This window comes from Spiroplasma endosymbiont of Sarcophaga carnaria (assembly GCF_964019595.1).
Classification (GTDB): Bacteria; Bacillota_I; Bacilli_A; order Mycoplasmatales; family Mycoplasmataceae; genus Spiroplasma; species Spiroplasma poulsonii.
Genome location: NZ_OZ026456.1, coordinates 1,542,566 through 1,567,713 on the forward strand (window position 1 = coordinate 1,542,566; position 25,148 = coordinate 1,567,713).

Genomic DNA, 25,148 nt, shown 5'->3' on the forward strand with positions numbered 1-25,148 from the left:
TGTGTAAGATTATGATTTTGCTTTAAATTTTTTAAACGTTAAAATATAATACCGTTGATTGTTGGTTTGGTGTTAAACCTTTGTGTTGGTATTTTCATTTTCAGAGCTTTAAATAATTTTGAATATTAGTGAAACCCAAACCATGATAATGAATTAAGGCTTCTTTAAGACTGGATTGTAATTTACTAATCTTATTTAACTTTTGATAACTAGTATCAGGGTTTGTACTAGTTTTGGTGGAATATAGAGTAGAATTTGTTTGTTTTGCTACTAATAAATATAGTGGTTGCATATCAGAAATAATTATTGATTTTTCTTTAATTAGTTGCTTATTCATATTTTCAATAATCCATTGTTTTTGTAATCTTTTGGTATTGGTGGATTGAACAAAAATATTATTATTGCTATCAACTGCCATTTGAATACAGCATTTGGTATCAGTTGAAAATGGATCGAGATGAGTTTTTCGTTTATCAAATTTATCTTTAAAATTGCCTTTATGAATTTCTTTAATAAATGTTTCATCCATTTGGATTTGACCATTTAATTTTTTAAATTTTAACTGTGTATTTTCTAATTGTTTTGATTGCATTAATTTTTGTCGATTATATCAAGCGGTTTTTGGGGTTGTTTTAATAAAACGAGAAATTATTTTACTAGATTGTCCTAACAATGAAATTTGAATTAATAAATTTCACTGTTCATAATTTAAATGACTTCAATAAGTAAAATGATGACGAAATGCATCAAAACTAGCACGACATTTTTTACATAAATATTTTTGTTTTCCTTCGGAATTATGACCATTTTTAACACAATGAAAAGATTTGCAATTAGGACATATAATGCCTTTATCTCTAAATTTTTGATCAATTTCATTTAAACGTTTTTGTTTTTTAATTAAGTCTGCTTGTTGTTTTATTTTTTCATAAAATTCTAAAAATTGATCATCTGTTAAGCTATTTATTAATTCTGTAATTATTTTTTTCATCATTTATTTACCTCTATATATTAAAAATATACCTAATTTTAGGTATATTTTATAAATATCAAGAGTTTTCGACAAAATTAAAGAGAATATTCTTTAATTTTGTCGAAAACTCTTGATGAAATAAAAAAAATCATCAATATGACAATTTGAAAACTAATTTTGTGTAAGATTATGATTTTGCTTTAAATTTTTTAAACGTTAAAATATAATACCGTTGATTGTTGGTTTGGTGTTAAACCTTTGTGTTGGTATTTTCATTTTCAGAGCTTTAAATAATTTTGAATATTAGTGAAACCCAAACCATGATAATGAATTAAGGCTTCTTTAAGACTGGATTGTAATTTACTAATCTTATTTAACTTTTGATAACTAGTATCAGGGTTTGTACTAGTTTTGGTGGAATATAGAGTAGAATTTGTTTGTTTTGCTACTAATAAATATAGTGGTTGCATATCAGAAATAATTATTGATTTTTCTTTAATTAGTTGCTTATTCATATTTTCAATAATCCATTGTTTTTGTAATCTTTTGGTATTGGTGGATTGAACAAAAATATTATTATTGCTATCAACTGCCATTTGAATACAGCATTTGGTATCAGTTGAAAATGGATCTAGATGAGTTTTTCGTTTATCAAATTTATCTTTAAAATTGCCTTTATGAATTTCTTTAATAAATGTTTCATCCATTTGGATTTGACCATTTAATTTTTTAAATTTTAACTGTGTATTTTCTAATTGTTTTGATTGCATTAATTTTTGTCGATTATATCAAGCGGTTTTTGGGGTTGTTTTAATAAAACGAGAAATTATTTTACTAGATTGTCCTAACAATGAAATTTGAATTAATAAATTTCACTGTTCATAATTTAAATGACTTCAATAAGTAAAATGATGACGAAATGCATCAAAACTAGCACGACATTTTTTACATAAATATTTTTGTTTTCCTTCGGAATTATGACCATTTTTAACACAATGAAAAGATTTGCAATTAGGACATATAATGCCTTTATCTCTAAATTTTTGATCAATTTCATTTAAACGTTTTTGTTTTTTAATTAAGTCTGCTTGTTGTTTTATTTTTTCATAAAATTCTAAAAATTGATCATCTGTTAAGCTATTTATTAATTCTGTAATTATTTTTTTCATCATTTATTTACCTCTATATATTAAAAATATACCTAATTTTAGGTATATTTTATAAATATCAAGAGTTTTCGACAAAATTAAAGAGAATATTTAAATTTAAATTATTCATTGGCAATGTGAGAATATCAAGAAACAAATAAATTAAAAAGTGATTTAGACCATCAATCATTACACTAAGAATTTAAAACAAAAATTGCTAGTGTTTTGCACGATGAAACTGAAACAAGTCAAGTTAAAAAACAACAATTAAAAAATATTAAAACAGAACATAATATGATGAAACGAAGTTTAAGTGGGCGCACAATTGCTATAATTGCCGTGACCTTAACATTATTGTTATTATTAGCTAGTTTATTAGTAAATTACTTATTTTATTTTAAAATTGTTAATGATGGCCAAAACTTCACTTTTACTAATAAAAACCATTTAACAGCCTTTATTTTTATGTGTGTTGGTATTATTTTAATTTTAGGATTTTTAGTTTTTATTATTTATAATACAACAAAACGAATTTTTTTAGATAAACAAGAAAACCTTTTCAAAATTTCAACAATTTGTTTTCTTGGTAGTTTTACTGATACGATTGGGGTTGGTAGCTTTGTGGTAACGGTTGCTGCTTTGAATGCAACAAATAGTGTTCCAGATGTTAAAAAGTTACCAGGAACATTAAATGTTGGTTTAACAATTCCAAATTTATTAGCTGGAACCTTGTTTGTTAGTGCAATTCAAGTTGAACTAGTAACCTTAGTAACTTTAGTGATTGCCGCTATGATTGGGGCTTTTTGTTCCGCAAAGATTGTTAATAAAGTTAATAAAAAATTTGTCGCTTTATTCGTGGCAGTGTCCTTAGCGGCGGCTGGAATTTTAATGATTTTAGGCCAAGTTGGACTATTTAATACTGTTGGAACAAAAGGACTTAGTGGTTGAAAATTAGCTGTTGGGATTATTGCGTTCTTTATCATTGGAGGATTACAAAGTTTTGGCGTTGGATTGTATGCGCCAGCTTTAGCGATCGTGTCATTATTAGGAATGGAAACAATTATTGCTTTTCCAATTATGACGTGTGCTGCTGGTTTTGCCTTGCCAACAACCGCATGAACATTTCATTGTGATAATAATTATAGTCCCAAAGTGGCCTATGGTCTTTTAATCGGTGGTGTTGTGGGAACTGTTACTGCTTTCTTTGTTGTTTTTGTTGGAATTTAGGGGTTAAAATGAATGATTTTACCCATTACTTAAAATGATTTGCCGTTGGGGTAATGTACTATGCGGCATTTATGTTATTTAAGAAATACTTAGCTTTACGGAAAGAAAATGTTAACGTAAGTAAGGCACAAACCGAAAATTATTATCAGAAATATAAAGAGCAATTTAATGAAATGCTTCTCGAAAAAATGGTCAGTATTAGTTGAATGCATACTGATGATATCTTAAAAGAACAGTCAAAAATGAAGATATGTAATGTTAAATCATTAGTATGAACTTAAAAACCAACTTTTAAGAATTATGGATTAGCTTTTTAATTATAAATTTAGTTTTAAAAGCCTTGCTATTACAAGCAAGGCTTTTTCTTTTTAAAAAAGAATTAGACAGTAAAGAAAATAATTAGGGAAGAAATTAATAAGATGGCGCCAATAATTAGTAAAATATTACGAATTTTTTTAATGTTTGCTTCTTCATCAGTTAACGTTGGTTGATAACGGCGACGGTGATCATTAAAATAAGCAGCAGCCGTTTTATTTTTATATCATCCCAAGATAAATCAAATTAATAGAATAACAACTAAAAAACTAACAACAATTCATTCGGTTTTTTTAATGTCTTTAAATGCAAAAATACCGAGCAAAAAACTAAAACCAATAATAATTGCACTAATTAACACCGCAATCAAACAATGAAATCAAGTAATTTTTTTTAGTTTTTGATAAGTTTCTAATTTTAAAGTGTGATTTTGATATGTCTCATCAACAATTTCTGCCACCTCTTTTTGGTGGTTTTTTTTTTGCTCTTGTTTTAATTTATGTAATTGTTTAAAAACATTCTTCTTTTTTGCCATTGGATCCCCCTTATTAATATTTTTTAAATTTATTATTAAATTATATTGTATTTTTTACAAAAGTAAAATATAATAATATAATATAAAATTATATTTTGTATCGAGCACATTATTTGAACGAATTATTTTAAGTACATTATTTTATTAAAAATTTAAAAAAGGGACATTTTATTTTTCCTTAATATAAGGAGGGAAAAAAATATATGAAAGGGATTAACAAGAGGAAAAATATTTCCGAAAACAATATTTTAGTTGCAAAAGAGTATGACCAAAAGTTTAATAATGTTGAGTTAGATTATCAAGGGGCAGATAAACGAACATCATGACTGGTGGAGATGAAATATCGAACTAGTATCTTTAATCATCATCGTCGTGAATTTTTTAATCGTTTTCCATTATTAGGTTATTCGTTAAAACGAATCTTTTTTGCCATAATTACATTATTATTAGCAATTTGTGTTATTTTTATTTTATTACGATTAGTAACACCAGATGATATTTATATTTCTGATATTGATATTAATAAATTAAATATTCTTCCTGGAACACCAGAATATAATAATTTATTAGAACAAAGAATGAAAATCTTTGGTGTATATGGTTCAATTTGAACCCAATTAGGGACATATTTATATAATATTATACCGTTTTTTAAAAAGACAATTATTGTTAACAGTGCTTTTGATCCCGTAACGGGACAATTGGTTGGAGATAAAATTACAACATTCTTTTATTTAGGGGTTGTTTTTTCAACAGCTGTTGCCCAACCGGGGGAATTAGTATCAGAAATTTTTGCCAGAGCAATTCCGTATTCATTTGCTTTTGGTTCAGTTGCTGTGTTATTAGCTTATTTAATTGGTGTTCCCCCAGGAATTATTTCTGCTAAAAATAAAGAACGTAGTGTTGATAATACGATTAATGCCGCTTCAATTATCTTTTTAGCAATTCCTCCCGTTGTTTTAGTGGTGGGCGTTTATTTGATTTCAATTAATGCTTTTTATGCTCATGGGTTATTTAGTTCTGGAACCTTTGATACTAAGTTTTGGCCAGTTTTTGCGATTTTTCTAATGATTACCCCGCCAATTGTGATTAACACAAGACGGTATGTTATTGATGAAATGACCGCTGACTATACTAATTTTGCCTTATCAAAAGGGATGACTAATCGTTACATTTTTTATATTCATATTTTCCGTAATGCCGGAATTCGAATTTTTCGATTATTGCCAACTGCTTTTGTCACAACTATTTTTGGGGCCAGTATTTTTGCCGAACAAAACTGATCAATTCCGGGGATGAGTAAATTTATTGTTTCTGGAGTTGGAAATAAAGACTCTTTTGTTATAATGGGATATATTCTCTTAACAGCAACTTCTGGAATTATTACTAGTTTATTAGCAGATATTATTATGGCGGTCTTAGACCCCCGTGTTAAATTAACAAAATAAAGGAGGAACAAGATGATGAAAAGAATTACAGATGAAGAGTTATTTGATTTTCAAAACTATGATGTTGATAATTTAGATCTAAGTTTATTTGAAATTGTTGGTCCTCAAATCGAAGAAAATGAACGAATTTCAACAAAATCATATAGTTATTGAAAAGTTGTCGGGAGAATTTTAATTGCTAAAAAAACATTTATTATTTGTTTACTATTATTAGTTGCGATTGTGTTATTAACCGCAATTGTTCCAATTGGAAAAGTTGCTAATCCATTAACAGCTAATTTACCAATTCCGAATTATCAACAACCGTTAGCACCAAATGCAACTTATTTATTTGGATTAGGAATGAATGGGGAAAATTATTGAGATAAAATTTGGATTGGAATGCGGACTACATTATTATTTACTTTAATTATTGCCGTAATTCAAATTTTATTAGGAGTTATTATTGGTTCAATTTGAGGATTTTATAAAAAATTTGATATTTTATTTATTGAAATTACTAGATTTTTAAATTTGGTACCAACTTTAATTTTATGATTAATTATTATCTTTGCTTTAGGGAAATCGATGATTGTAATTATCTTTGTTGTATCCTTGACGAGTTGGATTACTTTAGCGGAAGTTATTCGTGTTCAAATTATTCTAGTTCGTAATACAGAATACAATCTTGCGTCAAAAATGTTAGGAACATCAGGACCAAAAATTGTTACAAAAAATATTATGCCTCGTATTTTGCCATTAATTATTCAAACTGCATCATTTGCCGTGCCAATGGCGATTGCAATTGATTTAACTTTAAATTACTTTAATTTTGGCTTTATTCAAGGACGAGAAAATACAACATTAGGATTTATTTTAAATGAAGTGTTAGCGTCAAGTAAATGACAAGATTTTCCACATTTATTAATTATTCCCGTTTGTTTCATTGCCGGAACATCTGTTTTATTTTTCCTATTTGGGAAAGTATTTGCTGATTCCCTAGATCCAAAAAACCATTATAAATAAAAAAGTATTAAAGGAGATATCGTGTTATGAGGAAAGAAATTGTAATTTCAATTAAAAAATTAGTTATAAAGTTTAAAACGAGGTCGAATGTTTTAACAGCAATTCGGAATATTTCATTTGATATTTATGATGGTGAAACATTAGCAATTGTTGGTGAATCAGGGAGCGGAAAGTCAATAATGACAAAAACTTTTACAAATATGTTAGAAAATAATGGGTGAATTAGTAATGGCTCAATTGTTTATTCACCATCAACTAATATTTTAGCGGATGAGCTAGCGTACTTTAAAAAACCAGTGCACTTAGTTGATTTCCATAAAATTTTATTAGATAGTAGTTTACGAAAAAGTATTATGAAATATAACTTTAATTTTGTCGAAAACTCTTGATATTTATAAAATATACCTAAAATTAGGTATATTTTTAATATATGGAGGTAAATAAATGATGAAAAAAATAATTACAGAATTAATAAATAGCTTAACAGATGATCAATTTTTAGAATTTTATGAAAAAATAAAACAACAAGCAGACTTAATTAAAAAACAAAAACGTTTAAATGAAATTGATCAAAAATTTAGAGATAAAGGCATTATATGTCCTAATTGCAAATCTTTTCATTGTGTTAAAAATGGTCATAATTCCGAAGGAAAACAAAAATATTTATGTAAAAAATGTCGTGCTAGTTTTGATGCATTTCGTCATCATTTTACTTATTGAAGTCATTTAAATTATGAACAGTGAAATTTATTAATTCAAATTTCATTGTTAGGACAATCTAGTAAAATAATTTCTCGTTTTATTAAAACAACCCCAAAAACCGCTTGATATAATCGACAAAAATTAATGCAATCAAAACAATTAGAAAATACACAGTTAAAATTTAAAAAATTAAATGGTCAAATCCAAATGGATGAAACATTTATTAAAGAAATTCATAAAGGCAATTTTAAAGATAAATTTGATAAACGAAAAACTCATCTCGATCCATTTTCAACTGATACCAAATGCTGTATTCAAATGGCAGTTGATAGCAATAATAATATTTTTGTTCAATCCACCAATACCAAAAGATTACAAAAACAATGGATTATTGAAAATATGAATAAGCAACTAATTAAAGAAAAATCAATAATTATTTCTGATATGCAACCACTATATTTATTAGTAGCAAAACAAACAAATTCTACTCTATATTCCACCAAAACTAGTACAAACCCTGATACTAGTTATCAAAAGTTAAATAAGATTAGTAAATTACAATCCAGTCTTAAAGAAGCCTTAATTCATTATCATGGTTTGGGTTTCACTAATATTCAAAATTATTTAAAGCTCTGAAAATGAAAATACCAACACAAAGGTTTAACACCAAACCAACAATCAACGGTATTATATTTTAACGTTTAAAAAATTTAAAGCAAAATCATAATCTTACACAAAATTAGTTTTCAAATTGTCATATTGATGATTTTTTTTATTTCATCAAGAGTTTTCGACAAAATTAAAGAAATATAATAAAAAATTAATTACAAAAACAGAACAAAAAATTAAGATAATTAATAGTTTACAATTAGAACCAGTTAAAGCAGAAATTACCCAATTAAAGGCAAAAGAACAAGAATTAAAAAAACAAATTAGTTTTACGCATTCAAATCGCCTAAATAATAAGTTAGTAAAAGTTAGTACCTTAATTAAAAAAATGGAAAAAAACGAAGCAATGTTATTAGATGATAATCTTAAAGCAAAAAACATTGAATTATTACAAAGCCGAATTATTGATTATACTAATGAAATTAGTAAGATAAAAAATTTAACATGACCAGAAAAGCATTTATTAAATAAAAATATGTTGTTTTTAAAAAAATATTTTGATGAACAAATCGTTCCAACCGTTGAAGAATTTAAAAAGATTACAACTTATTTTAATAAAAAAACTTTTACTGATGGAGTTCGTTATCGGATTAATAAAATGAATCTTTTAATGTTGAAAAAAGAGACATTAAATGTTCGTGATTTTAATAATTTGTGAGAAGAATGAAATTTAATTAAAAATTTTGGTTTTATTAATAAACTAAAAGCAGCAAAACAAATTAGTAAACTACGTGGACAAACAATTGCAACAATTTTTCAAGATCCCATGACATCATTGAATCCATTATTATCCGTTGGATTTCAAATTTCAGAAGTATTACGAAAACATCGTAAGTTTTCTCGTTCAGCAGCAAAAAAAATGGCAATTGAATTATTAGAAAAAGTTGGAATTCCAAAGGCAAAAAAACGTTATCATGATATTCCTGGGATGTATTCTGGCGGAATGCGCCAACGGGTGGTTATTGCAATTGCGTTAGCTTGTCAACCAAAAGTATTAATTTGTGATGAACCAACAACCGCTTTGGATGTAACAATTCAAGCTCAAATTTTAGATTTAATTAAAGAATTGCAAAAAGAATACAAATTTACAATTATTTTTATTACTCACGACTTAGGAGTTGTTGCAAATATTGCGAATCGAGTAGCTGTAATGTATGCTGGTCAAATTATTGAATATGGAACAGTTAATGAAATCTTTTTTAACCCAAAACATCCATATACATGAGCATTATTATCTTCGTTACCACAATTTGGTGAAAAAGGTGAAGAACTTTATTCAATTCCTGGTTCACCACCATCATTATATGCTAAAGTTTATGGGGATCCGTTTGCTCCTCGAAATAAATATGCAATGAAAATTGATTATTTGTTAGAACCACCAATGTTTAAAGTAACCGAAACACATTATGCGAAAACATGATTATTAGATCCACGTGCAGCAAAAGTGGAAAAACCAAAACAATTACGACAGTTGGCAAAACTTGAAAATGATGCAAAGGTAGGTGAATAAGATGAACAAGAACAAACAAGAACAATTTATTATGGTTCGCGATTTGTTAATTCAATTTCGCCAAAAAAAATAAAAAAGTAAATGCGGTTAAAAGAGCAAATTTTGATATTTATCGGGGAGAAATTTTTAGTATCGTGGGAGAATCTGGTAGTGGTAAAACAACAATTGGTCGTGCCATTGCGGGAGTGCAAGCAATTAAAGATGGAACTGTTTATATGGACCGTCGGGTACTACGTGGAAAACCACCACAATTATATAAAATTAATTTACATATTAATGAACAATTTCGCCTTTTAAAAAATAATAATATGTTACTAAATAAAAACTTAAGTAATTATATTAATAATTTAAAAATTAGTTATTATCGTTATTTTGAAAATAAAAACTATGTGATTAGTACAAAGGAATTACTTTCATATGGAACAGAGCGTTATTTAATTACTAGTGATGTTGCTTTAAATAAAGTTGATTTGTTAAACTTTAATCATAGTAAAAATAATTTTGCGTTAGTAAAAGAAATGTATGAAAATAATTTAATTTTATTAAAGGAAATTTTAAAAAATTACCAACGGATTTATCGTTTTGCTCATAATTTACACGAATGAATTCCAACTTTATCGTTAGAGTTAGAAGCAGAAATTACAATGCGGGTACAAGAAAATATTGCCATTATTGAAGGATGTATTTTATTGGGTCATCGAATTTATAAGACTTTGTTAAAATTAGAACAAATTCGCAATGAATTAAAAGATAACTTTGTTCTAATGCAAGCAAAAAAATATTATAATCAATCTTTTTCAGAATTAGAAAAATTATTACCAGTTCATAATGAGTTATTAGATAAGGTTAAAAATATTACAAAAAACCAACGAAAAGCTTTTATTCTTTTTGTACCAATATCAAAACGAATGAAATATATTTCTGCTTATAACAAACGTTATAATGTCTTTAAAAAAGATTTTGAAAAAGAATATTTTAAACAGTTAAAGAAGTTACAATTAGAGCCAGTTGCAAATGCGCAAGCAATTAGTAATTTACAAGAAAAATATGCTAATTCTTTGCTAAAAACATCAATTTCACCAACTGCTAGTGGTAATTTATTAACAGCAACTGATTTTACAGCAACATTATCGGCGTTATCTGCTGATGAGTGTAGTAATTCATTAAAAGATATTTTAGCGGCGATAAAAGATAAGGACCAGTTACAAGTAATATTAAGAGACTTATCTTACTTAGCAAGACATGGGGTTTTTCGCGACCAAGAAACAATTAAATTATATTATTTATGAATTCACAAGGAATACAAGTATTCAAGAGCTGAAATTAACGATTCAAATCGGTTGTTAGATTTATTAGATTTACCATTAATTGATGAAATTGTAAAGGAATCGGCGCTTTTTAAATTACCAACGCATCGGGAAAATCGTGCCCAAAAGAAAAAGATTCAAATGATTTTTCAAGATCCATCTTCGTCACTAAATGACCGTATTTCTGTTGCAGAAATTGTTGGCGAAGGGTTAAATAATTTTCCCGAGTTATATAAAAATGATGAAGCCCGAAAATTATATTTAGATTATTATAATAATAATTTAGGTACAAATGAAAAACAACTAACATTGGAGGCTGTTAATGACAATAATGTGAAGAATTTTTTAATTCTAAATATTTTAAAAGAAGTTGGTTTACTACCAGAACATTTATCACGTTATTCACATGAGTTTTCAGGTGGTCAACGCCAACGAATTGGGATTGCCCGCGCTTTAATTATGAAACCACAATTTATTATTGCCGATGAACCAATTTCAGCGTTAGATGTTTCAATTCGTGCGCAAGTTTTAAATTTATTAAAAAAATTTCAACAAAAATATAATTTAACTTATATTTTTGTTGCCCATGATTTGTCGGTTGTGCGCTTCATTGCGGATCGAATTGCTGTAATTTATCATGGTCAGGTTGTTGAATTAGCACCTGCCGAAGAATTATTTGCAAATCCGTTGCATCCGTATACGCGGGCATTATTATCAGCAATTCCATTACCGAACCCAAATTATGAAAAGGAAAAAGTTCATTTTATTTATGAACCAGAGAAAGAACATTGAGATTATTTATTTGATTTACCAGAGTTTACTGAAATTAAAACGGGACATTATTTATTTGGTAATTCCCGCGAAATTGTGGCAGCACAAACTAAAATTGCTGGTCCAAAAGGTAAGGAGGCATAACGATGTTAAAGAAGAAATTAGCGCTTTTTGCAAGTTTAACGACCATTACAACGGTGACGCCCTTGGTAGTATCGTGCGGAATTAGTTTAGAGCGATTAGCTAACCGTTTAAATTATGATAATGTTTTTCGTTCAATGTTTAAATATCCGTTAACATCATGATCAAGCGGAACAACAATGCAAGGAGAGGATAATAAGATTTTAGCGGACTTAGTTGGAACATTAGTGGCAACCGATAAATATAATCGTAGTTTTGGTGATCTTGCGGTGCAAGCCGATAAAACATCAAAATATGTTGGGCAACCAAATGCTAATGCAAGTGAATGAAAATATAAAATTTCTTCAGCAGCAAAATGATTTAATTATCAAGGTACCTTTCAACGACAAATTAAAGCAAGTAATATGATTAACACAGCTAAGTTTGTGTTATTTCCAAAAAACTTATCAGCAACCGCTGGGATTTGACGAACTTTTATTGCTGGAGCACAAGAAATTTGAGAGTATTTTCAAGCTGGTAAATATCAACCGGATTATTATAATGACCCAATTTGAACAAAATTAGGAATGAGTGTTAACGCGGCAGATGATGAAATTACAATTAAATTAGCAAAGCCAGCAGAGTATTTTGATACCTTAATGACTTATTTAGCGTTTGCACCAATGCCAGAAAAAGCAGTATTACAAGGTTATAATTATGGGACAAATTATAAAAATATTTGGTATTCGGGGGCATATTTAGTTGAAAAATATAGTTCAACCTCGCAAGTTTTATTACGAAAAAATGCTGCCTATCGTCATTCTAAATTAACTTATATTGATAAATTGAATTATACCTATTTAGCAAACAATGATGTTTCGCGGGAACGAGTATTATTTGAATCAGGGGATGTTAATGACTTTGTTGTTCAACCAACTGATACCAATGGTTGGGGGAAATATGTTGGGCCTAATCCTGCCAATCCCGTTTTTAGTGGGGCCTCAAGTATTATTAATCCTGATCCAGCCACTTATACGCTAATGCTTAATTATGCTAATGCAAATATTTTAAGTAGTAACAGTAGTTTGGCTCAAAAAAGTTTAAATGCGAGCAAGGCACTACAATATGATAAAATTCGAAAATACTTAGCAACTCATTTAGATCGTAGTAAGTTTGTAAAATATTATTCAGAAACATTAGATGATTCACAAACATCAAAATTTTTACGAAATGTTTATACTGCTCGTGATTTTATTAATAATGCGGGGGTTGATTATCCGTACTATGTTGAAGTAGAATATGCGGCGAAATTTCGAAACAATGATGTGCAAGCAAGCAGTCAGTTATTAAAAGATGGTAGTGATGCCTTGTATCTGAATGAAGATTTATTAAAAAACGATAAAGATATTTTGAATGATATTCGAACTTGGTTACAACAAAACACAGGTTCATCAAATGTTGAAATTATCTTTTTAATGAATGGGGCATCAACATTAACAAGTAATCGCTTCTTATTAAATATGATTGATTCGTTTAATGCGGAAAATAATGTTATTAAAATTATTCCAGACATTACTGTTGATGCAACAGAATATACTAGTCGTACGAAAAAAGCTGATTGAGATCTGTTGGTTGGTGGATGATCACCAGATTATGCTGACCCATATACTTATTTACATACCTTTTCCCTTGGTGGTGATTTACAATATTATTCAGGAACATCACGCATTTTTAGTGATTTAAAATTAGTAAATAATCGTGCTCCTGATTTTGCTGATATTGAAAATAAATTGAATAATCCATATTGAAATCGGTTAAAAGAAACTTCGGCAATTGAAAATTTCTATAATGTTTTTAAAAATTATACTAATCAAGTTAATGATGCTGATCATATTACTGATCCAAAATTATTAACTAATCGTTATAAAGGTTTTGCTAAAGCAGAATTTAATTCAATTTATACTGATTTTATTTTTATTCCAATTTATGTTCCCAATGGTTCATATCAAATTCGAATTTCATATGTTACCCCTCGAACACAAATTACCGTTGGTTATGGAAGTTCAAAATATAAACACTGAGGAATGGAATTAAATCCGTACTTATTAACTGCTAGTGAACGTCAAATTATTGAGGCTCGTTATCAAAAACAATTAGGAATTATTCAAACTGATTATGCGGCTTTTGGGGAGGATTATTAAAATGAAAAGACTATTGACAATGTTTAGTGCTTTGACCGTATTTAGTGCTCCCGTAACAGCTGTTAGTTGTAATAATTTTGCAACACGTGATCGTAGTAAAATTTCCTTAGCGTTATTTAAAACCCAATTAGCATTAGTTCCTGTTTTTGATCACCAAAACACAATTGCCACTGTAACGGAACCAATTTTTCAAAATGCAATTTATGAGGCACTAGAAACCAATCAATATCGCGGTGAAGTTGCTAGTAATGAACTGGAGTTCACATATTATCAGCAAGGAACAACTCCAACTAGTTGAACTGATTTAACTTGACAGCAAATCCCTGGTGGGGGCGAAAAGACAACTTTGATTAATGTAAAAATTAAGGCAAATGCGACGAGTGTTCATTTTGCTGATACAACAGAAATTATCGCAATCGCATTGTACCGAACACAACCAGCTGATTTAGCAACAATTAAGTTTAATTATGAAACAAAGGTTTTAGCAACGTTACCAGTTAGTGAAATGATGGAATATTTTGCGGTTTTAAATCCAACCTTTTATTTTACACCGCGTCATTTTGAAATTCAAAAGACGGCAACTGAGGTTGAAATTATCGCAGCGAAAAATTCAGAACGTTATATTGGTAAAAATGTTATTACTTGGAGTTAACAGAACCGGGGTGTAGTTCAAAAGAAGAATTAGCGCCTTTTTCTTTTTTAAAACATTAAGAGGCAAAAAAGCGCAAAAAATTTAACAATTTTTCTTTGTGTCTTTATTTATTATTAAAATTAGGTTATAATCATAAAAAAGATAAGATAGAAAAGGAAGAAGAAAATGATTAGTGTAAATGATTTCCGTCCGGGATTAACATTTCAATATGAAGGTAATATTTATGCTGTAGTTGAAGCACAACACTCAAAGTCGGGGCGGGGGCAAGCTCACGTTAAGGCAAAAGTAAAAAATCTTCGTAGCAACGCGACAACATCAATTACTTTTACTGGCGGTGATAAAGTTGAAAAAGCAATGATTGATAAGGTTGAAATGCAATATTTATATGATGATGGAGCGAATGTTATTTTTATGGATACCCAAAGTTATGAACAATTAGAAGTTCCGTCAAGTAGATTAACATGAGAAAAAAACTTTTTTAAAGAAGGAGTAATGGCTTCGGTAACAAAATATGAAGGTGAAGTTTTGGGTATCATTTTACCAGATAAAGTTGATTTAACAATTACCACAGCGGAAGCGGCTGTTAAAGGTGATACTAGTTCTGGCGCGATGAAAAAGGCAGTTTTAGAAACTGGGTTAGAAGTACAAGTACCATTATTTATTAAAGAAGGGGAATTAATTACGGTCTCAACAAGTGATGGTAAATATTATAGCCGTGCATAAAAAATAAAATAAATGTAAGGGGTGATCGAAAATGGCTAATAATTTTACTGAGTTAACAATCGATAGTAATCACCGTGGTAGTATTATTGTGAGTTTATTAACAATTAAAAAAATTATTTTATATGCAATTCGTGATATCACTCACCAATATTTTATTGATAAAATTGAATGCCGTATGATTGATAATTCAATTTTACATATTTATATTAGTGGAAAGATCTTACGTGAAGAAGAATTAACTGAGTTAACAGAAGAAATTAATGAAGCAATCACGAAGGAACTAAGTTACTCATTACAAATTAAACTAAAAAATATTAGTATTGCTTATCGTCATTAACCTAAAGTAATTAATGATGGAATGCTGAATAAAAAAAATAACAAATTAACAAAATAATAGCATTATTTATGAAAATCTTTGGATTTTCTTTTTTATTGGTAAAACAATCTTTTCACAGGAACCTAAAAGGTCTAGTTTTTTTCTTTTTCGTGCTTGCTTTTTCACCTCAGATTTTTATAATTATAGATAAATTATTTACTTTAATTTTGTCGAAAACTCTTGATGAAATAAAAAAAATCATCAATATGACAATTTGAAAACTAATTTTGTGTAAGATTATGATTTTGCTTTAAATTTTTTAAACGTTAAAATATAATACCGTTGATTGTTGGTTTGGTGTTAAACCTTTGTGTTGGTATTTTCATTTTCAGAGCTTTAAATAATTTTGAATATTAGTGAAACCCAAACCATGATAATGAATTAAGGCTTCTTTAAGACTGGATTGTAATTTACTAATCTTATTTAACTTTTGATAACTAGTATCAGGGTTTGTACTAGTTTTGGTGGAATATAGAGTAGAATTTGTTTGTTTTGCTACTAATAAATATAGTGGTTGCATATCAGAAATAATTATTGATTTTTCTTTAATTAGTTGCTTATTCATATTTTCAATAATCCATTGTTTTTGTAATCTTTTGGTATTGGTGGATTGAACAAAAATATTATTATTGCTATCAACTGCCATTTGAATACAGCATTTGGTATCAGTTGAAAATGGATCGAGATGAGTTTTTCGTTTATCAAATTTATCTTTAAAATTGCCTTTATGAATTTCTTTAATAAATGTTTCATCCATTTGGATTTGACCATTTAATTTTTTAAATTTTAACTGTGTATTTTCTAATTGTTTTGATTGCATTAATTTTTGTCGATTATATCAAGCGGTTTTTGGGGTTGTTTTAATAAAACGAGAAATTATTTTACTAGATTGTCCTAACAATGAAATTTGAATTAATAAATTTCACTGTTCATAATTTAAATGACTTCAATAAGTAAAATGATGACGAAATGCATCAAAACTAGCACGACATTTTTTACATAAATATTTTTGTTTTCCTTCGGAATTATGACCATTTTTAACACAATGAAAAGATTTGCAATTAGGACATATAATGCCTTTATCTCTAAATTTTTGATCAATTTCATTTAAACGTTTTTGTTTTTTAATTAAGTCTGCTTGTTGTTTTATTTTTTCATAAAATTCTAAAAATTGATCATCTGTTAAGCTATTTATTAATTCTGTAATTATTTTTTTCATCATTTATTTACCTCTATATATTAAAAATATACCTAATTTTAGGTATATTTTATAAATATCAAGAGTTTTCGACAAAATTAAAGATAAAAACTAAAAAAAGTTAAAAAAATATTAACTATCTTATTTTTTAAGGTATAATAATCATTGTTGTAATTAAAAATGGAGAGGAACGGGAATATTAAATGAATGAAGAAATTTTATTGACCAAAGAGGGAATTAAGGATTTACAAGAGGAATTAGATAATTTAATTAACGTCATTCGACCAGAAGTTATTGAAGAATTAAAAGAAGCCCGTGCACAAGGGGACTTATCAGAAAACGCGGATTATGATGCGGCACGAAATCGCCAAGCGGAAGTTGAAGGTCGCATTAAAGAAATTGAATCGTTGTTAACAAAAGCAAAAGAAATTAAAGAAGTAAAATCAAAAACGGGAATTATTAAATTAGGAAGTAAAGTTACTTTTACTAATTTATTAATTAACAAAAATTTTGAAATTAAAATTGTGGGGGCTGTTGAAGCAAATCCCTTTGAAAATACGATTTCAAATGAATCTCCAATTGCTAAAGCTATTATTGGCCAAAAAATGGGCGATTTAGTTGAAATTAAAGGAATTCAAGTTCCATATAAAGTTAAAATTGTAAGTGTTGAATAAATAATAGAAAGTGATTAAATAATTACTTTTTTTTCAAGGAATTTATAAAAGAAAAGGTTAAATAATTAACAAGGGGGAAAAATAAAGTGACAAAATTAACAATAGAACAAACAAAGCAACTATCTGGGGGAAAAATGTCGGGGGCTTTTTTAACTGGGATTGCTGCTATTATTAATGCTTGTAGTAACTCATTAACAAATTTAATTTCAACTGGTTTTTCAACTTATTTCGCAACGCAACAAATGAATCGCACCGAAGGTGGTTATAAAACAACAAATGGGGCACATTTAACTTGATCAGATAAACATAGTAATTTAAATCATGCTAATTATTCCCAAATTTTATTTGTTTAACTGAAAATGAAATTATTAACAATAAAAGAACAAAAGGAAATTACGGGTGGGGCGGCTTGATTTATTGGTGCATTTGCTTTAACTAGTTTTTTTGATATTGTTAAAATTAGTTTAGATAGTTATCAAATTGCGCATCATTCAAGACAAACAAATCAAAACAAAATAACAAAGCCAAATGAGCAAACAACAGGGGAAAATTCATCACAAGAATATGCAATTCTCTATGTTTAATGTTAAACATTAAATAAAAATAATTGTGTTTTTAATAATAATTATAGAAAATAATTTTTATTTATTTTAAAAATAAAAAACAAAATAATTTTTATTATTTCAATAATTTTTAACATTTTAACATTATCCATTGATAATTTATTAAAAATACGATACAATAATTTTAGTTGTATTTTGCATATAATCAAATATTAGTTATAGTAAGATGCACTAAAAATAATCAATTTTGGAAATTAATTATTAAGAAAATAGGGGTGGAAAATAAATGATCGGTGTTATTTCAACGGCATATTTTACAATGAAAGATAAGCACAATATCAAAACAGTAAAAAAATATTGATGAAAAAACTGTGTTATCCAACATGTTAAGTACCATGGAAAAACTTTCATTATTGCAACAGTAGGTTATGGTAAAGCAAATGCAGCAATGGCTATTACTTACTTATTAGAAAAATATCCTGGTTTACAAACAATCTTGAACATAGATTTAGCCTTGTCAACAAATGACAAACATGACACAGGAGATACAACAATTTCAACAAAATTTATTTATCGTGATGCAGACTTAACAGTTTTCAAAGATATTAAATATGGACAAATTGTTAATGAACCTGAGTCATTCCAATTCGATGGTGAATTTGTGAAAGTTGTTAAAGACTTTAAATTAGGATTGACTGAAGGAGTTACTGGAACAGCAGATATGTTGATTTATAACTCAAAACAATTTAAAGAGATGGTTGACAAATATGGTCACACAATTGATGTTATTGATACTGAAGCTGGTGCAATTGCCCAAGTTGCTAAAAAATCAAGCATTAATTATATTGCTTTAAAAATTATTTACAATAATGCATTATCACCATGAGATAATGATCCAATTCATAAATTTAAAATGTATGAAACAGTAAATACTTTAAAATACTTATTAAGAAGATTATTTAACTTATTAAGTTCAAATTATATTATTGATTTATCACAATCATCACAAGATGATTTAGATTCAATCAATGAATTATTTGAAATCAAACATGACCAATGAGTTAAATTATTTAAACCAAATACTCATAAAGTATTATCAGGATTTGGACCTTCATTAATGTTAGTTGATAAACAAGAAAGAACGCCTGTTGCCTTAGATATCATTCAAGTAATGAGATCAAAAACAAAGGAAAACGAGGGACCAAGTAAAGTAATCTTAGGAGAAGATGAATGAAAAAATGCTCCTAAAAAATGATTACGTAAATTATTATTCTTAGAACAAGTTCGTGTTAATGATGATGAATTATTATGAAATAAATCAGCAAAATATGATTTAAATAATGAAAAATTATATAAAATTGAAACAGTTGCTAATGAAATTGCAGCAGCAATTGCTGAAAAATGTCAAGACAAATCATCATACACATATAATGGTGCAACAGTACCAGAAAAATACTTATTAGTAAATGTTGATGCTAGAATTTCATTTTACATCACACACAACCAATCACATGAATTTGTTGAAGATAAAAACTTTGGTGCACAATTAGTAAGCAATGAATTTATTAAGTATTTAAATGAAGCATTAAAAGATGTTGACTCACCATATCAACAAATTGTTGTTTATATGACAATCCCAGCTTTAGACTATCGTAAAATCCCAGTTTTTATTCCTTCAAATAAAGGAGCAAACAGAGGGGTTAAATTTGGAAACTTAAACCAAAAATTACAAAAAGATTATACAGTTGTGGATATTACAAGAAACGATTATGACCCAATTAAAGTTGGATCATTCAAAGTTACAATTCGTTTAAAAAGTGAATAATTATTAATTTTATTATAAAAACAACCCAAGGGTTGTTTTTATTTTGTAAGATAGTGTTATACTTATTTGTAATTAAGGTTTAAGAAAGGGCAAGGAAATCTAAAGTATGACATATGATGAAGAAACACACGTAGCACAAAATAATAATGCCTCGGGAGTTTGCGCAGAGGATGTTGAAAGTAAAACAATTGATGCTTATAAAGAAGGGCATCGGAAAACAAGAAGTTGTGAACGAATTTCTCGCAAAGAATTTAATTTACGATTTAAGAGTTATTTTAAATCACGATTATTTCGTGATTATGGGTATATTACTTTTGCGGCATTTCTAGCAATGGTTAGTTATGATTACTTTATTGCCGCAACAACAAGTTACGGAATTATGCCGAGTGGAATTGGAGCGATTGCAAGGGGAGTTGCGGTTGCAATTTGACCACACCAAGATCAACTGGCATTTCAAACAAGTATGTATTGAGTTTTTTTCTTTATTCTTAATTTACCACTATTTATTTTTTGTGTAATTAAAGTTGGGATTCGGTTTTCAGTTCGGACAATTGTTTATATTGCATTACAAAATGGTTTCCACTTTGCCTTTGCTTATATTCCACTTATTAATCCCCAAGAACTATTTTTTATTACTAACTATAATAGTTTAAATGTTTTTAGTAATTATGGTGGAATGTATCAAATTTGATTATTTGTCTTTGCGGCGGGGCGGTAGCAGGAATTTTAAACGGAATCGCTTATGGATTAGTTTATAAGGGTGGTGCTTCGACGGCTGGAACTGACTTTGTTTTAGCTTATTATTCGGTTAAAAAGAAAACATCAATTGCTAATTATAATCGAATTGTTAATTATATTATTTTAGGCATCGTGTAAATTCAAGCAGCAAATTCTGTCTCTTGTTAGATTGATAATAACACTCTTTTTAAGAAATGCAACTATTTTTTTCAAAAAAATAAAATATTTGTAAATTTGCCCTATTTTTAGCATATTTAAACACACTGAAAAATAATTTATTAAATTTTTCAAATAAACTTATTTAAAATTCTCTGAAAATACTTCTTTGGAAGTTTTTCAATTTAGAACAGGCCTTAATTTTTCATTTATAACATCATTGACTACTCAATCTATTTCTTGTTGAGCGACATTATTAAAATCAGTTCCCTTAGGATATCATTCTCTAAGTTCAGAATTCATATATTCAATTAATGGCTTTTGTTGTGGTTTACCGGGGTCGCAAAAATAAATATTAGAACCAGTAATCTTTTCCATTTCTTCAAACTTACTAAATTCTTTTCCTCTATCTGTTATTATTCCTTTAATTTTTCCAACTAAACCATTAATTCTAACTATATGTTCAAGTTTTTCTAAAACTTCACTTGAATTATTTTTTTCTAATTTCATTGCAAAATAATTTTTACTATTTTGTTCAACTAATACTAAAACAGCAGATTGATGCTCTTTTCCAACTACCGTATCCATTTCAAATCAACCAACATTAGATTGTTTATTTTCAATATCTCATATTGACTTAAATTTATCATCTAATTTTCCACGATTTTCAGTTTTTCCTTTTCTTTTGTATTTTTTACCATGATGGCGTAAATTTTGTTTATTTAATCCTAATAAATTTAACTTAATTCATTTATATAAAGTTTTTTTACATGCTGGAAATTTAACACCAAACTTTTTTTAAATTTTCTAATAATTTGTGATGGTGTATCATGATATTTATTAAATCTTACATTTAATCATTCTTTTTGTTCTTCTGTAAATTCAGGTAGTTTTTTAATAGATTTTTTTCGTTTTTTATAATAATCATCATGTGCTTTACGAGCATCATAATCTTCTATATTTTTAAATCTATTAATTTCTCTTTTAACAGTATTAACTGCACGACCCGTTTGCCTTGATATTTCAGATAAATTAAGTGTGCCATTTTTCTTTTTACAACTATCAGAAAATAGCAAATGAACTAATATTCCTAGAACACAGGCGCCTAATAAAGAATTTTTAACTGCTACTAATAAATGATATTTTTATGGAGAAAAAAGAAATGGTCAATATTTGCTTACAAAATTTTATTTTGATAATAATTTTATTAAAAATCAAAATTTGTTATGACAACACTTAAAAAATGATTCAGATTTTATTTGAAACTATAATTTAGTATATCGTTGAGATGGAAACGGTGAACCAGAATTACCCGTTGTTGATAATGATGGCAAATTAAAATTATATACTGAATATTATCAAAATGTTCGTTCTTTTTTGCTTAAATATATTGATGTTATTGTACAAGAAAATATCCGAATTCAGCAAGGTGGTAATCCAAACTATGATGACCCAAATTTGGGTAGTGAAAGAATAATTTTTGATTTTGAAATTATTAATAATATGGAAAAATTAGATTGAAAACCTGATGTTATTTTAACTAGAAAATCAATTTATCGGATGATTTTAACAATTGATGAAAATAAAAATATTATTGCTGGTAGTTTAGAATTAACACATTTTAAACAATATTGGGATGGTAATAATGCAAATAGTTATTGGTATACTGATGATTTAGGTTTTTTATTTTCTTTCATAAAAGAAAAAGAAGATACTTTTAATTTTAGTGCTGAAACTTATAATTATTATCAAGGTAATTCTCCTAATATTGGTAAAATGGTTTTTGAACAGATGAAAGGTCAAATTGATATTAATAAATTTTTAAAAGCCTTTTTTACCCATGCTTTGGTACCTGTATTTCAAAATCGCAGTAATTTTATTGAAAGTGGTTATATTGATAATTTACAGTATGATACTGTTTTAATTAATTTTTTTGGTTTAAAATTGATTAATTTTAGAGATGTTTTAATTGATGAAACTAATACTAATAAAAATCAATTTGAAAAACTATTAAATAGTATGTTTACGGTTTCCCAAAATTTTTATAAAGATTATTTACGTACCATTTTTGATTTAGAAAATGATACTTATGTACAAGGATATAATAAAAAATATGGTTTATTAGCAAATAATGGTTTTAAAATTTATCCTCGTTATTTTTATTTTTCTGATAAATACAATCAATTAGACATTAAATTGTATTCAGCATTTAAAAATCGTTTTTATAATACTAATTATGGTAATGTATTTAATTATGATTTTTCAGTTGCAAATAATTATAATATTAATCAAAATGAAGGTTATATTTTTGAAGGTGCTTTAAAAGATAAATACGGTTTAAAATACAAAAAAATTGAAGAACAAAAAATCGGTTATAATGTTTTTGAATTACAAGCCCAAAAAGAAAATGATATGTACCGTTATTATGATTTTAATTTTGGAATTTATAACTGACAAGAAATAAATAATGGCGGGTTGTTTCCTGATGGACAATGATGACAAGCCCAATATGAAAGTTGTAGTTGATATAATTTAGCGTGTCATATAAAAAATGCTGCAATTTGAATTGTAAATAATATTCCCGGTGTTAAACAAGTAAACGAATTAGCAAGCGGTGTTGGTAAAATATTTCAAACAATATATAGTTTTTTTAGTCAAACATTTGAGGTATGAAAATTTAGTCCAGCATTATATAATACAATAACAAATATATTCCTATTAATTATCTTTATGAAGTTTGTTCGATTAATTTAAAAAAGGACTTGTTAGTCCTTTTATTCTTTTCAATCAATTATTAGTCCTGTGTCTTTATTAATTTCTGGTATTTGTGGTTCATTGTTTTTATTTCAACGATATACTAAATTATAGTTTCAAATAAAATCTGAATCATTTTTTAAGTGTTGTCATCAAGTGTTTTGATTATTAATAAAATTATTATCAAAATAAAATTTTGTAAGCAAATATTGACCATTTCTTTTTTCTCCATAAAAATATCATTTATTAGTAGCAGTTAAAAATTCTTTATTAGGCGCCTGTGTTCTAGGAATATTAGTTCATTTGCTATTTTCTGGTAGTTGTTGTGGTTATGGTGTAGGTTTATTACCCCCCCCGTTTTCATTATTATTTGGTTTTTCACAACTAATTAATGTTGTTGTACTTGTTGCTGTTAATCCGATTACTCCTAAAATACTTAGTAACTTTTTCATATTTTACTTCTCCTTTATTAAAATTACTTGAATGCTATAATTGATTTTATCATATATCAATAATGTATTAAATAATTTTAATATTAAATTTATAAATTAATGAAAGGTATATAAATGTTATGTATAGTCATTTAAGTTTTATCGATAAGGTTAAATTGGAAAAATTATTATTATCAAAATTATTTTTAAAAAATAATGGTGAAATAAATATTTCACAAATTGCTAAATGTTTGAACAGAAATCGTAGTACTATTTTGCGAGAAATTAAGCGTTTTAAAACTATTGATGAATATAGTGCTTATAAGTCAGATAAAATGTATTATGAGAAAAGAAAAAAGAATAATAAAAGATATAAGTTTACAGAAGAACAATTAAATTTTATTAATATAAGATTTAATGTTTATCGTGATTCTCCATCACAACTTATTCATCGTTATTTTCTAAAGTTTGGTATTAAATTTCCTGTTTGTGTTAAAACATTGTATAAATGAATTCGTTTGGGTTTTTATGGTTTTTTAAAACAGAATTTACGTCATCGTGGTAAAAAATATAAAACAAAAGGAAAATTTGATAATCGTGGTAAATTAATTAATTTTAAATCAATATGAGATATTGAGAATAAAGAGACTGATGTTGGTTGATTTGAAATGGATACCATAGTTGGAAAAGAGCATCAATCTAGTAATTTGGTTTTAGTTGAACAAAATAGTAAAAGTTATTTTGTTATGAAATTAAAAAATCATACTGCTAATGAAGTTGTGGAAAAGTTTAAAGATATTGTTATAAGTAATAATTTATTTGGGAAAATTAAAGGAATAATAACTGATAGAGGAAAAGAATTTAGTAAATGAAGAGAATTAGAAATATTTGCTGAAACACAAGTTTATTTTTGTGACCCTGGTAAACCACAACAAAAACCATTAATTGAATATATGAATTCTGAACTTAGAGAATGATATCCTAAGGGAACTGATTTTAATAATGTTAGTCAACAAAAAATAAATTGAGTAGTTAATGTTATAAATGATAAATTAAGGCCTGTTCTTAATTTAAAAACAGCAAAAGAGGTATTTTCAGATAATTTTAAATAGGTTTATTTGAAGTAA

At 27.3% G+C, this 25,148-nt stretch carries 26 protein-coding genes and 1 pseudogene; 20 read left to right on the forward strand and 7 right to left on the reverse strand.

Translation table 4 applies throughout. The features are described from left to right. Positions 1-31: 31 nt before the first annotated feature. Both AACK91_RS08880 and AACK91_RS08885 read right to left on the reverse strand, forming a co-directional pair. Positions 32-994, reverse strand: coding sequence for an IS1/IS1595 family N-terminal zinc-binding domain-containing protein (locus AACK91_RS08880; RefSeq protein WP_338963247.1), 963 nt, complete (start codon positions 992-994; stop codon positions 32-34). A gap of 188 nt (positions 995-1,182) precedes the next feature. Then, positions 1,183-2,145 (reverse strand): IS1/IS1595 family N-terminal zinc-binding domain-containing protein, encoded by a 963-nt coding sequence (locus AACK91_RS08885; RefSeq protein WP_338963247.1) that lies wholly within the window; start codon positions 2,143-2,145, stop codon positions 1,183-1,185. Between the two features lie 201 nt (positions 2,146-2,346). Between AACK91_RS08885 and AACK91_RS08890 the strand changes: the two genes are divergently transcribed. Both AACK91_RS08890 and AACK91_RS08895 read left to right on the forward strand, forming a co-directional pair. Beyond that, on the forward strand, positions 2,347-3,348 hold the full coding sequence (locus AACK91_RS08890; protein WP_338965980.1) for a sulfite exporter TauE/SafE family protein: 1,002 nt from the start codon (positions 2,347-2,349) through the stop codon (positions 3,346-3,348). An 8-nt stretch (positions 3,349-3,356) separates the two neighbouring features. Continuing rightward, the gene (locus AACK91_RS08895; RefSeq protein ID WP_338965983.1) at positions 3,357-3,629 is read left to right on the forward strand and encodes a hypothetical protein; all 273 of its coding nucleotides are present in this window, start codon (positions 3,357-3,359) and stop codon (positions 3,627-3,629) included. Between the two features lie 98 nt (positions 3,630-3,727). Here AACK91_RS08895 and AACK91_RS08900 read toward each other — a convergent pair whose 3' ends face one another. Then, a complete protein-coding gene (locus AACK91_RS08900) occupies positions 3,728-4,198 on the reverse strand; it encodes a hypothetical protein (RefSeq protein WP_338965947.1) in 471 nt (156 codons plus the stop codon). 203 nt (positions 4,199-4,401) lie between these two features. Between AACK91_RS08900 and oppB the strand changes: the two genes are divergently transcribed. The 10 genes from oppB (at position 4,402) to AACK91_RS08950 (ending at position 15,643) form a co-directional block, all read left to right on the forward strand. Then, positions 4,402-5,646, forward strand: coding sequence for an oligopeptide ABC transporter permease OppB (gene oppB, locus AACK91_RS08905; protein WP_338965985.1), 1,245 nt, complete (start codon positions 4,402-4,404; stop codon positions 5,644-5,646). A gap of 12 nt (positions 5,647-5,658) precedes the next feature. Then, positions 5,659-6,651 (forward strand): oligopeptide ABC transporter permease OppC, encoded by a 993-nt coding sequence (gene oppC / locus AACK91_RS08910; RefSeq protein WP_338965952.1) that lies wholly within the window; start codon positions 5,659-5,661, stop codon positions 6,649-6,651. A 26-nt stretch (positions 6,652-6,677) separates the two neighbouring features. Next, entirely contained in the window at positions 6,678-7,049 is a 372-nt protein-coding gene (locus AACK91_RS08915; RefSeq protein WP_338965988.1) for an ATP-binding cassette domain-containing protein, read from the forward strand. Between the two features lie 46 nt (positions 7,050-7,095). Next, positions 7,096-8,058, forward strand: coding sequence for an IS1/IS1595 family N-terminal zinc-binding domain-containing protein (locus AACK91_RS08920; protein WP_338963247.1), 963 nt, complete (start codon positions 7,096-7,098; stop codon positions 8,056-8,058). A 46-nt stretch (positions 8,059-8,104) separates the two neighbouring features. After that, complete coding sequence (locus tag AACK91_RS08925; protein WP_338965992.1) at positions 8,105-9,532, forward strand: ABC transporter ATP-binding protein; 1,428 nt, start codon at positions 8,105-8,107, stop codon at positions 9,530-9,532. Between the two features lie 107 nt (positions 9,533-9,639). Beyond that, a complete protein-coding gene (gene oppF, locus AACK91_RS08930) occupies positions 9,640-11,754 on the forward strand; it encodes an oligopeptide ABC transporter ATP-binding protein OppF (protein ID WP_338966598.1) in 2,115 nt (704 codons plus the stop codon). Between the two features lie 2 nt (positions 11,755-11,756). Next, positions 11,757-13,931: an ABC transporter substrate-binding protein gene (locus AACK91_RS08935; RefSeq protein WP_338965993.1), complete on the forward strand. Its 2,175-nt coding sequence runs from the start codon at positions 11,757-11,759 to the stop codon at positions 13,929-13,931. 1 nt (position 13,932) lies between these two features. Continuing rightward, positions 13,933-14,583 carry a hypothetical protein gene (locus tag AACK91_RS08940; protein WP_338965959.1) on the forward strand — a complete coding sequence of 217 codons (651 nt, stop codon included), beginning with the start codon at positions 13,933-13,935 and terminating at the stop codon, positions 14,581-14,583. 165 nt (positions 14,584-14,748) lie between these two features. Continuing rightward, positions 14,749-15,306: an elongation factor P gene (efp, locus tag AACK91_RS08945; RefSeq protein ID WP_338965995.1), complete on the forward strand. Its 558-nt coding sequence runs from the start codon at positions 14,749-14,751 to the stop codon at positions 15,304-15,306. Positions 15,307-15,337: 31 nt separating this feature from the next. After that, positions 15,338-15,643: an MMB_0454 family protein gene (locus tag AACK91_RS08950; protein ID WP_338965996.1), complete on the forward strand. Its 306-nt coding sequence runs from the start codon at positions 15,338-15,340 to the stop codon at positions 15,641-15,643. Between the two features lie 298 nt (positions 15,644-15,941). Here the strand turns inward: AACK91_RS08950 and AACK91_RS08955 are convergent, their stop codons facing one another. Continuing rightward, positions 15,942-16,904, reverse strand: a complete 963-nt coding sequence (locus AACK91_RS08955; RefSeq protein ID WP_338963247.1) for an IS1/IS1595 family N-terminal zinc-binding domain-containing protein — start codon at positions 16,902-16,904, stop codon at positions 15,942-15,944. A 179-nt stretch (positions 16,905-17,083) separates the two neighbouring features. On the opposite strand from AACK91_RS08955, the gene greA reads away from it, so the two are divergent. The 6 genes from greA (at position 17,084) to AACK91_RS08985 (ending at position 20,818) form a co-directional block, all read left to right on the forward strand. Next, positions 17,084-17,554 (forward strand): transcription elongation factor GreA, encoded by a 471-nt coding sequence (greA, locus tag AACK91_RS08960; protein WP_040093552.1) that lies wholly within the window; start codon positions 17,084-17,086, stop codon positions 17,552-17,554. 86 nt (positions 17,555-17,640) lie between these two features. Further along, the gene (locus AACK91_RS08965; protein ID WP_338966003.1) at positions 17,641-17,907 is read left to right on the forward strand and encodes a bacteriocin leader domain-containing protein; all 267 of its coding nucleotides are present in this window, start codon (positions 17,641-17,643) and stop codon (positions 17,905-17,907) included. Positions 17,908-17,913: 6 nt separating this feature from the next. Next, positions 17,914-18,138: a hypothetical protein gene (locus tag AACK91_RS08970; RefSeq protein WP_338966006.1), complete on the forward strand. Its 225-nt coding sequence runs from the start codon at positions 17,914-17,916 to the stop codon at positions 18,136-18,138. 265 nt (positions 18,139-18,403) lie between these two features. Next, positions 18,404-19,942 (forward strand): cytoskeletal motor fibril protein Fib, encoded by a 1,539-nt coding sequence (fib, locus tag AACK91_RS08975; RefSeq protein ID WP_338966008.1) that lies wholly within the window; start codon positions 18,404-18,406, stop codon positions 19,940-19,942. A 106-nt stretch (positions 19,943-20,048) separates the two neighbouring features. Beyond that, the gene (locus AACK91_RS08980; protein WP_338966010.1) at positions 20,049-20,660 is read left to right on the forward strand and encodes a YitT family protein; all 612 of its coding nucleotides are present in this window, start codon (positions 20,049-20,051) and stop codon (positions 20,658-20,660) included. Continuing rightward, a complete protein-coding gene (locus AACK91_RS08985) occupies positions 20,630-20,818 on the forward strand; it encodes a YitT family protein (protein ID WP_338966012.1) in 189 nt (62 codons plus the stop codon). The genes AACK91_RS08980 and AACK91_RS08985 overlap by 31 nt, the downstream gene beginning before the upstream one ends. A gap of 159 nt (positions 20,819-20,977) precedes the next feature. Here the strand turns inward: AACK91_RS08985 and AACK91_RS08990 are convergent. Continuing rightward, a pseudogene (locus AACK91_RS08990) lies at positions 20,978-21,948 on the reverse strand (IS30 family transposase). On the opposite strand from AACK91_RS08990, the gene AACK91_RS08995 reads away from it, so the two are divergent. Then, on the forward strand, positions 21,875-23,590 hold the full coding sequence (locus AACK91_RS08995) for a spiroplasma phage ORF1-like family protein (protein ID WP_338966014.1): 1,716 nt from the start codon (positions 21,875-21,877) through the stop codon (positions 23,588-23,590). The pseudogene AACK91_RS08990 and the gene AACK91_RS08995 overlap by 74 nt on opposite strands. Positions 23,591-23,610: 20 nt before the next feature. Here AACK91_RS08995 and AACK91_RS09000 read toward each other — a convergent pair whose 3' ends face one another. Together AACK91_RS09000 and AACK91_RS09005 are read right to left on the reverse strand one after the other, a co-directional pair. Beyond that, positions 23,611-23,796, reverse strand: a complete 186-nt coding sequence (locus tag AACK91_RS09000; RefSeq protein ID WP_338965864.1) for a hypothetical protein — start codon at positions 23,794-23,796, stop codon at positions 23,611-23,613. Positions 23,797-23,919: 123 nt separating this feature from the next. Then, a complete protein-coding gene (locus AACK91_RS09005) occupies positions 23,920-24,042 on the reverse strand; it encodes a lipoprotein (protein WP_338964746.1) in 123 nt (40 codons plus the stop codon). 119 nt (positions 24,043-24,161) lie between these two features. Between AACK91_RS09005 and AACK91_RS09010 the strand changes: the two genes are divergently transcribed. Next, the gene (locus AACK91_RS09010) at positions 24,162-25,133 is read left to right on the forward strand and encodes an IS30 family transposase (RefSeq protein WP_338966015.1); all 972 of its coding nucleotides are present in this window, start codon (positions 24,162-24,164) and stop codon (positions 25,131-25,133) included. The last annotated feature ends 15 nt before the right edge of the window (positions 25,134-25,148 follow it).